Annotated in this window: 5 protein-coding genes and 1 pseudogene; all 6 read right to left on the reverse strand. The window is 67.8% G+C overall.

Translation table 11 applies throughout. The annotated features are described in order from the left end of the window. Positions 1-1395: an ethanolamine ammonia-lyase subunit EutB gene (locus tag RTW82_RS30405; protein WP_316927409.1), complete on the reverse strand. Its 1395-nt coding sequence runs from the start codon at positions 1393-1395 to the stop codon at positions 1-3. Between the two features lie 55 nt (positions 1396-1450). Continuing rightward, the gene (eat, locus tag RTW82_RS30410; protein ID WP_021219343.1) at positions 1451-2821 is read right to left on the reverse strand and encodes an ethanolamine permease; all 1371 of its coding nucleotides are present in this window, start codon (positions 2819-2821) and stop codon (positions 1451-1453) included. A gap of 274 nt (positions 2822-3095) precedes the next feature. After that, positions 3096-4617: pseudogene (locus RTW82_RS30415) on the reverse strand (aldehyde dehydrogenase family protein). 256 nt (positions 4618-4873) lie between these two features. Then, on the reverse strand, positions 4874-6430 hold the full coding sequence (locus tag RTW82_RS30420) for a methyl-accepting chemotaxis protein (RefSeq protein ID WP_316927410.1): 1557 nt from the start codon (positions 6428-6430) through the stop codon (positions 4874-4876). 268 nt (positions 6431-6698) lie between these two features. Next, positions 6699-7442 (reverse strand): SapC family protein, encoded by a 744-nt coding sequence (locus RTW82_RS30425; RefSeq protein ID WP_111264069.1) that lies wholly within the window; start codon positions 7440-7442, stop codon positions 6699-6701. Positions 7443-7471: 29 nt separating this feature from the next. Then, positions 7472-9109 carry a ShlB/FhaC/HecB family hemolysin secretion/activation protein gene (locus tag RTW82_RS30430; RefSeq protein WP_316927411.1) on the reverse strand — a complete coding sequence of 546 codons (1638 nt, stop codon included), beginning with the start codon at positions 9107-9109 and terminating at the stop codon, positions 7472-7474. Position 9110 lies beyond the last annotated feature (1 nt).

The following is a 9110-nucleotide window of genomic DNA, read 5'->3' on the forward strand; positions in this document are numbered from 1 at the left end:
TCAGGTGAGCTGCGCCAGGGCCTGGCGGAAGGCGGGCGGCACCTGCTCGCCCAGGCGCACGCGGCCACCCTGCTGGCTGGCGATGCCCATGCGCTCGAGCCAGGCCTCGAACTCGGGGGCCGGGCGCAGGCCCAGGCTCTGGCGAGCGTAGAGGGCGTCGTGGAAGGAGGTGGTCTGGTAGTTGAGCATCACGTCGTCGGAGCCGGGGATGCCCATGATGAAGTTGATGCCGGCGACGCCGAGCAGGGTCAGCAGCATGTCCATGTCGTCCTGGTCCGCTTCGGCGTGGTTGGTGTAGCAGATGTCGCAACCCATGGGCACGCCGAGGAGCTTGCCGCAGAAGTGGTCCTCCAGCCCGGCGCGGATGATCTGCTTGCCGTTGTAGAGGTACTCCGGGCCGATGAAGCCGACCACGGTATTGACCAGGAAGGGGTCGAAGTGGCGGGCGACGGCATAGGCGCGGGTTTCGCAGGTCTGCTGGTCGACGCCGTGGTGGGCGTTGGCGGAGAGCGCGCTGCCCTGGCCGGTCTCGAAGTACATGAGGTTGTTGCCCAGGCTGCCGCGTTTCAGTGAGAGGCCGGCTTCGTAGCCCTCGCGGAGGATTGCCAGGCTGATGCCGAAGCTGGCGTTAGCCGCCTCGGTGCCGGCGATGGACTGGAACACCAGGTCCAGCGGTACGCCACGGTTGATCGCCTCGATGGAGGTGGTGACGTGGGTGAGCACGCAGGCCTGGGTGGGGATTTCGTAGCGCTGGATGATGGCGTCGAGCATCTCCAGCATGGCGCAGATGGACGACAGGCTGTCGGTGGCCGGGTTGATGCCGAGCATGGCGTCGCCGTTGCCGTAGAGCAGGCCGTCGAGAATGCTCGCGGCGATGCCGGCGGGCTCGTCGGTGGGGTGGTTGGGTTGCAGCCGCGTGGACATGCGCCCGCGCAGGCCCATGGTGTTGCGGAAGCGGGTGACGACGCGGATCTTCTGCGCCACCAGCACCAGGTCCTGCACGCGCATGATCTTCGACACGGCCGCGGCCATCTCCGGCGTCAGCCCGGGTGCCAGGGCGCGTAGCGAATGCTCGTCGGCGACATCGCCGAGCAGCCAGTCGCGCAGGCCGCCGACGGTGAGGTGGCTGACCGGGTCGAAGGCGGCGCGGTTATGGCCGTCGATGATCAGGCGTGTGACTTCGTCCTCCTCGTAGGGGATCAGCGCCTCGTCGAGGAAGTGCTTGAGCGGGATGTCGGCCAGGGCCATCTGCGCGGCCACGCGTTCGCCGTCGCTGCTGGCGGCGACGCCGGCGAGGAAGTCGCCGGAGCGTGCCGGGCTGGCCTTTGCCATGACTTCCTTGAGGCTGTCGAAGCGCCAGGTCTGGCCGCCGACGCTGTGGGAAAAAACTGCCATGTCGATCGTCCTGTCTGTGCCGGCCCCGCCATTGCGGCGGAGCCGGCCTGGGGGCTCAGATGCGGGTCAGCATCGCGTCGGCGGGGGCGCTGGCGCGGTGGTGGGCGGTGAACTGGAACCAGACGAAACCCACGGCCATGATGCCGAGGAAGATCAACCCGATCAGGGTGTTGAACCAGGCCATGGCCACCAGGCAGACGACCGCCAGCAGCAGGGCGATGGCTGGCACCACCGGGTAGCCCGGGGCGCGGAAGGTGCGTTCCAGGTTGGGTTCGCTGGCGCGCAGCTTGAACAGCGCGAGCATGCTGATGATGTACATGACGATGGCGCCGAACACGCTCATGGTGATCATCGCGGCGGTCAGGCTCATGCCCTGCAGGTTGATCAGGCCGTCGCTGTAGATGGCGGCGATGCCGATCACGCCGCCAGCGATGATGGCGCGGTGCGGGGTCTGGAAGCGCGACAGCTTGGCCAGGCCGCGGGGCAGGTAGCCGGCACGGGCGAGGGCGAAGAACTGCCGCGAGTAGCCGAGGATGATGCCGTGGAAGCTGGCCACCAGGCCGAACAGGCCGATCCACACCAGCATGTGCATCCAGCCGGAGTTCTCGCCGACCACGGCTTTCATGGCCTGGGGCAGCGGGTCGTTGATCCCCGACAGCTGGCGCCAGTCGCCGACGCCGCCGGCCATGATCATCACGCCGATGGCGAGGAACACCAGAGTGAGGATGCCGGCCACATAGGCGCGCGGGATGGTGCGTTTCGGGTCCTTGGCTTCCTCGGCGGCCATGGCTGCGCCCTCGATGGCGAGGAAGAACCAGATGGCGAAGGGGATGGCGGCGAAGATGCCGGAGATCGAGGCGCTGCTGAAGGTGTCCGAGCCGGCCCAGCCGTTGAGCACGAAGTTGCTGAAGCTGAAGCCTGGCGCCACCACGCCCATGAACACCAGCAGCTCGGCCACGGCGAGCACGGTGACCACCAGTTCGAAGGTGGCAGCGATGCTGACGCCGAGGATATTCAGGGTCATGAACACGAAGTAGGCACCCACCGCCGCGTGCTTGGGATCGAGCTCGGGGAACTGCACGTTGAGGTAGGCGCCGATGGCCATGGCGATGGCTGGTGGGGCGAAGACGAATTCGATCAGCGTGGCGATGCCGGCGATCAGCCCGCCGCGCTCACCGAAGGCGCGGCTGCTGTAGGCGAAGGGGCCGCCGGCGTGGGGGATGGCGGTGGTCAGTTCGGTGAAGCTGAAGATGAAGCAGGTGTACATGGTCGCCACCAGCAGCGTGGTGACCAGGAAGCCGAGGGTGCCGGCGGCGCCCCAGCCGTAGCTCCAGCCGAAATACTCGCCGGAAATCACCAGGCCGACGGCGATGCCCCAGAGGTGCAGGGTGCCGAGGGTGGGCTTGAGTTGATTAGTGGTTGTCATGCGCGTCTCCGGAGGTTGCCTTGAGGGAAGTGGGGCGACGGATCGGAGAGGCGGGAGGCGGCGCGTGGCCCGAGCGGGCACGGACCACCGACTGCGGGCAGCAGCGAGGCGTGATGCACATGGTGTTCACCGTTTCTTGTTGTTGTAGTCGGATGGAGCCGGGGTGGAGCGGACCGGGCGCCGCCTGATCGGTGCCCGGTCCTGGTTTTTCACTTACAAGGGGCCTCTCCTGGCCTGGACCTGCGAGGCTCGCGGCAGGTCAGGAGAGCCTTTTCTAGAAGAAGCCGAGAGGGTTGATGTCGTAGCTCACCAGCAGGTTCTTGGTCTGCTGGTAGTGGTCGAGCATCATCTTGTGGGTYTCGCGGCCGACGCCGGACTTCTTGTARCCACCGAASGCGGCGTGGGCCGGGTACAGGTGGTAGCAGTTGGTCCAKACGCGGCCAGCCTTGATGCCACGGCCCATGCGGTAGGCGCGGTTGATGTCGCGGGTCCACAGGCCGGCGCCSAGGCCGAACTCGGTGTCGTTGGCGATGGCCAGGGCTTCCGCCTCGTCCTTGAAGGTGGTGACGCCCACCACCGGGCCGAAGATCTCCTCCTGGAACACGCGCATCTTGTTGTKGCCCTTCAGCAGGGTCGGCTGGATGTAGTAGCCGSTGGAMAGGTYRCCKYCSAGSYKCTCGRMRSCGCCRCCGGYGAGSAKYTCRGCRCCTTCCTGCTGGGCGATRTCGAGGTAGCTGAGGATCTTGTCGTACTGCTGCTCGGAGGCCTGGGCGCCGACCATGGTGTCGGTGTCCAGCGGGTCGCCRCGCTTGATSGCCTTSAYCTTCTTCATCACCTCGRCCATGAAKGSCKSGWAGATSGAYTCCTGCACCAGSGCSCGSGACGGGCAGGTGCACACYTCGCCCTGGTTGAAGAAGGCCAGCACCAGGCCYTCGGCGGCCTTCTCGATGAAGGCCGGCTCGGCCTGCATGATGTCYKCGAAGWAGATGTTCGGGCTCTTGCCGCCCAGCTCSACGGTGGASGGRATGATGTTSKYSGCSGCGCAMTKSAKGATGTGCGMGCCCACCGGGGTGGAGCCGGTGAAGGCGATCTTGGCGATGCGCTTGCTGGTGGCCAGSGCYTNGCCCNGCTTCCTTGCCGAAGCCCTGKACSAYGTTGAGCACGCCSGGYGGCAGCAGGTCGCCGATSAKCTCSRSCAGCACSMTGATSSMCAGCGGGGTCTGCTCKGCGGGCTTGAGCACCACGCAGTTGCCGGCGGCCAGGGCCGGGGCCAGCTTCCAKGCGGCCATCAGCAGCGGGAAGTTCCACGGGATGATCTGCCCGACCACGCCCAGCGGCTCGTGGAAGTGGTAGGCGGCGGTGTGTTCGTTGATCTCGGCGGCGGAGCCTTCCTGGGCGCGGATGCAGCCGGCGAAGTAGCGGAAGTGGTCGGCGGCCAGGGGCACGTCGGCGTTCAGCGTCTCGCGCACGGCCTTGCCGTTGTCCCAGGTCTCGGTGACGGCGAGCACTTCCAGGTTGGCTTCGATGCGGTCGGCGATCTTCAGCAGGATCAGCGCGCGGTCCTGCACCGAGGTGCGGCCCCAGGCGTCGGCGGCGGCGTGGGCGGCGTCCAGCGCGCGATCGATGTCGGCGGCGTCGGAGCGGGGGAATTCGGCGATCACCTCGCCATTCACGGGCGAGGTATTGGTGAAGTACTGCCCGGCCAGCGGCGCGACGAACTCGCCGTTGATGAAGTTGCCGTAGCGCGGCTTGAAGGTGACGACGGCGCCAGGGGTACCCGGTTGCGCATAGATCATGACGATGGCCTCTCTTGTCGGAGCCTGGCGCTGGAGTGGCCAGGTGATGGGCCGATCTTAGTCAGCGCCCCGGAGCCCCCGGAATGCCCCCATGGAAGCGATGCCTTACTCATTTGGTAGTAGATGCGGCGGACGGTTCGAGGCCTCTGCCATCGGCGTTACGGCGGGTTCACCGAGAACGGGACGCGTAGGTCGGGTGCAACCCGACACCCCCGCGCACGGGCCATCGCGGGTTTCACCCGCCCTACATCAAGGCTCAGCCCTGCTCGGGGCGGTAACCCAGGCGCAGGCCGCCCCAGTGGCGGCCACGGATGAAGATCGGTACCGAGAGGTCGTGCATCAGCTCGCCGGTGTCGCGGGTGTAGGTCTGCAGCAGTAATGGCTTCTGGTGGCTGCCGCAGCGGATGCCGGTGCGGTCGCCGAACTTGCGCTTGCTGCGGCTGCGCAGCATGTCCACCTGGGCATCGCCGGTGGGCGCATGGGCGAAGGCCTGGTTATGGGTGGGCACGTAGCCTTCGGCGGTACAGGCGATGGCGAAGACCAGGCCCTCGTGGCGCTTGAGCAACGGCTCCTGGATGGCCGGCAACACCTGGTCGGCGTAGCCGTCGAAGCGGGTGCGGAACTTGGTCGGCGCGGTGTTGGGCACCACCTGGTAGTGGCGGTCGAAGAGGTCCTCCAGCCCCACCCTGCCCTGCTCGATATCCGCTTCGAAGCGCCGGGCGATCTGCTCGGCGCCCTCGCGCGCCAGGTCGTAGACGCGCTGGTGGTAGTCATCCAGCCCCACCTCGGCGAGGCGCTCGCTGATGGTCTCCGCCTGGCCCTCCAGCTGCACCGCCGCCTCGGCCAGGCGCTGGGTCTGCTGGTCGCTGATGCCCAGGTCGCTGCGCACCTGGTCGACTGCGGCGAACAGGCTGGTGAGCTGCTCGCGGTTGGTGTCGGCGCCGCTGGCGATGGCGCCGATCTGCGCCTCCACGCCCACCGCCAGGCCGGCGATGCTTTCCAGGTGCTGGCCGGTCAGCTCCACCTGGGCCACGCCCTCGTCCAGCTCGGTGGAGAGGTGTTCGATCTGCGCCACCACCTCGGCGGTCTGGCGCTGGATGTCGGCGACCATCTGCCCCACTTCCTCGGTGGCGCTGGCGGTGCGCCCGGCCAGGCCGCGCACCTCGTCGGCGACCACGGCGAAGCCGCGCCCGTGCTCCCCGGCCCGCGCCGCCTCGATGGCGGCATTGAGGGCCAGCAGGTTGGTCTGGCTGGCGACCGACTGGATCACCGAGGTCACCCGCTGGATCTCCTCGCTGCGCTGGCTGAGGGTGGCGATCAGCTCGCGGCTGTCACGGGCGCGGGTGTTGAGGGCATGCATGCGCGTGATGGCGCTGCGCAACACCTCGCGCCCGGCCTCGCTGCTCTGCCGCGCCTCGCGGGCGGAAGCCTGGGCCTCGTGGCTGAGGCGGGTGGTGGTCTCTTCGGTATCGATCATCACCTCGGCGCTGGCGACGATGCGCGCGGCGGCGTCCAGTTGCGACTCCAGGCGCTCGCCCAGCTGCTTCACCGAATAGGCCACGCCGGCGGCGGACAGCGCATTGTGGCTGGTGGTGAAGGACAGCTCGCGGGTCAGTCGGGCGATGTCCGTGCCCATCTGCTGCGGCGCCTCGACAGGCGCCCGGCGCCACAACAACGGCAGCCAACAGGCCGCGATCAGGCCCAGGAGCGCGACGGGCCAGGGCAACCCGGCCAGGTGGACGGCCAGCAGCAGGAGGGCGGCAAGCAGGGATTGAGCGCAGGCGAGCGCGACGGGCAGGCGGGACGACGACATCGGAGCACCTCGTGCAGCACCGGCCGATGACGCCTCCCCGGCAGGGGTGGAGGCCGGCAGTGTCTTTTGATAAGTGCCCGCATTAAATCCCTCCACCGCGGGGCTGCACAGCCTGGCCGCCTAGCCATTTAGTCTTAGTACGACCTGGCGAAAGGCGTGGCATGGACCTGGCCATGGGGAGTAGCGCGGCGTTGCTCCGCGCAGGTGCAACGGCCGCTCCGGCCTGGCGGGACGGCCGGCCGCCAGGCCAGGCGGCCGGCCGACACCATCAGTGGGTCACGACCTCGGCGGGCTCGCGGCGCTTCAGGTAGTTGTCGAAGAGCTGGTTGGCATTGCCCAGGGACATCAGGTGCGCGTAGATCCAGCCGAGGAAGCCGCTGTGGTGCAGGTCCAGCACCTGCTCGTCCGCCAGCGCCAGGAACTTCTCCTCATCCACCGCCAGGAAATCGCTGAGCACGAAGCTCTCGCCGCTGGTATGGGACAGCTTGATGGCACGTGGACTGAGCAGGTCGAGGGCGTGCAGCTTCTCGACGAAGGTGCGGGTCCGCTCCATCTCTGCGGTGAAGTTCTGCAGGAACTGGATCATCTCGTCGAGGTAGTCACTGTTCTGCCCCTGCGCGTCGAACAGGTCCTTGCCCTGCTCTTCGCTCCAGCCGCTGAACGCCGCGTCAAAGCAGACGGTGAAGTGGCTGGCTTCGTCTTGGGCCAGCACAAAGGGATAGCGGCGGATGAACGCCGGGATGTAGGTGTTGGCCTGCCAGCGCTGCTCGGCGTCGAGGTAGCCGTTGTGCCCCTCCTTCAGCCCCAGCAGCGCGATCGGCGTGGCCTGGCTGCCCTCGCCGATGAACACCAGCGGGTAATGGCGCGCCGCCTGGAAGAACTCCAGGCCAGCGACCGGCACCAGGTGGGTGGACGCGGCGAAGTCGCAGTTCTCCGACTGCTGCAGCTTGAGCGCCTGGTGCTGCTCGCGGTTGAGGGCCTGGATATCCTTGTAAAGCAACAGCGTGGTCATCTTGGTTCTCCGTTCTATCGATTGAGGGGTCAACGCAGGACAATCTGGGCCAGCACCTGTCCGCTGTCCTGGTCCGGCACCACATCCTTGAGCGTGTTCGCCGCGACCAGGCTCAGGCTCAGGTGCCGGCCCCAGTTGAAGTTGAGGCCGACACCCACGCTCTGCAGGTCGATGTCGGCGATGCCGAGCTCCATGGCCCGGCCGTAGTCGAAGAAGACGAAGGGCTGCCAGCGTTCGCTTGGCCGCCACCAGGCCTCCAGGTTCAGCGTCGCCCCCTGGGGCGAGGAGATCACCCCGGGATCGTAGCCCCGGACGCTGCTGATGCCGCCGAACTGGTAGAACAGCGACGCCGGCAGCGCCTGGGTGTCACTGGCGAACTGCCAGCCGAACCGCCCCACCAGCTCGTACTGCTCGCCCAGCGCACGGGACAGGTAGCCCTGCCCGTTGAGCAGGCCATAGCTGCCGCCGTCGCCGCTCACGGCGTTATCCACCTGCGCCTGGCGCACGCGCTGTTCGTAGCGCAGGTACCAGGGCGCGGAGCGGTACTCCACCTGGCCGCGCAGGAAGCCTTCCCGGGTATCCACCTCGCTCAGGGTGAAGCCCTCGATGGTGTTCTCGGAGCGCTGCTGGTTGTAGCCGACGCCCCCCTGCAGGACCCAGTGCTCGTCCAGCCACCAGGGCTGGTCGAAGCCCAGCGTCCAGGTCCTGGACTCACCCTCGATGTTCAGCGACGCCAGCGGGCCTTCCTCGACCGTCATGCTGTTGCCGCCGACCTCGCCATAGGCGACACCGTTCCAGCGATTGACCGGGCGGCTGTAGCGCACGCTGCCGTACTGCGACCCGGAGGTCGCCACCAGCAACAGGTTGAGGGCGTCGGCGGCCCCGGTCGGCGAGAACCAGGTCAGGCTGCCGCCGTACTGCTCGCGGCCGGTGCCCTCGTTCCCGTAGTTGTTGGCGAACAGGCTCCATTGCAGGCTGTCGGGCTCGAAGGCCTCCAGCTCGACTGCTGTGGTGCCGAACCGTGCGCCCGGCGCCAGGCTGGCCGTCACCTGAGGGCCGGGCGTGGTCGCGTTGAAGCGCTGGATGGCATTCATCAGGGCCGGGCTGTCCAGGGTCGTGCCCGGTTCGACGTGCAGGCGCCGATCATAGAATGCATCGTCAACCCGGCGCGGGCCGCCCTTCCAGGAAACCTGGTCGACCTTGGCCTCCACCAGCACGATGCGCAGTTGGCCGCCCTCCAGGTCCTGCGCAGGGATCAAGGCGCGGGCCGTCAGTTGTCCGCGCGCCTCGTACAGCTCGTTGATCGCCCTGAGCAGGCGGTTCAGGTCCTCGAAGCCGATCTCGCGCCCGACATAGTGCCGCGCCATGGCCTCCAGTTGCTCCCGCGGCAGGTACTCGGAGGCGTTGAAGCCGATGCCGGAGAGGACAAAGCGTTCCCCACCCTCCGGCAGCCGCTGGTCCTCCGGTTCTTCGCCGCGCAACGCCGGCATCTGGGTGCGCCGTGCGCGCTCCTCGATACGCCGTTGCTGCTGGATCTGCTCGATTTGCTCGCGCTGCAGGTTGGGGTTCACCAACCCCGGCACCTGCGGCGCGATGGTTTCGGCCAGGGCCGGCAGCGGCCCGGCGGCCAGGCTCGTCAGCACCAGCCAGGAACAGCGACGGGTCATG

It is taken from the genome of Pseudomonas sp. zfem005 (genome assembly GCF_032621735.1).
GTDB lineage: Bacteria > Pseudomonadota > Gammaproteobacteria > Pseudomonadales > Pseudomonadaceae > Metapseudomonas > Metapseudomonas solani.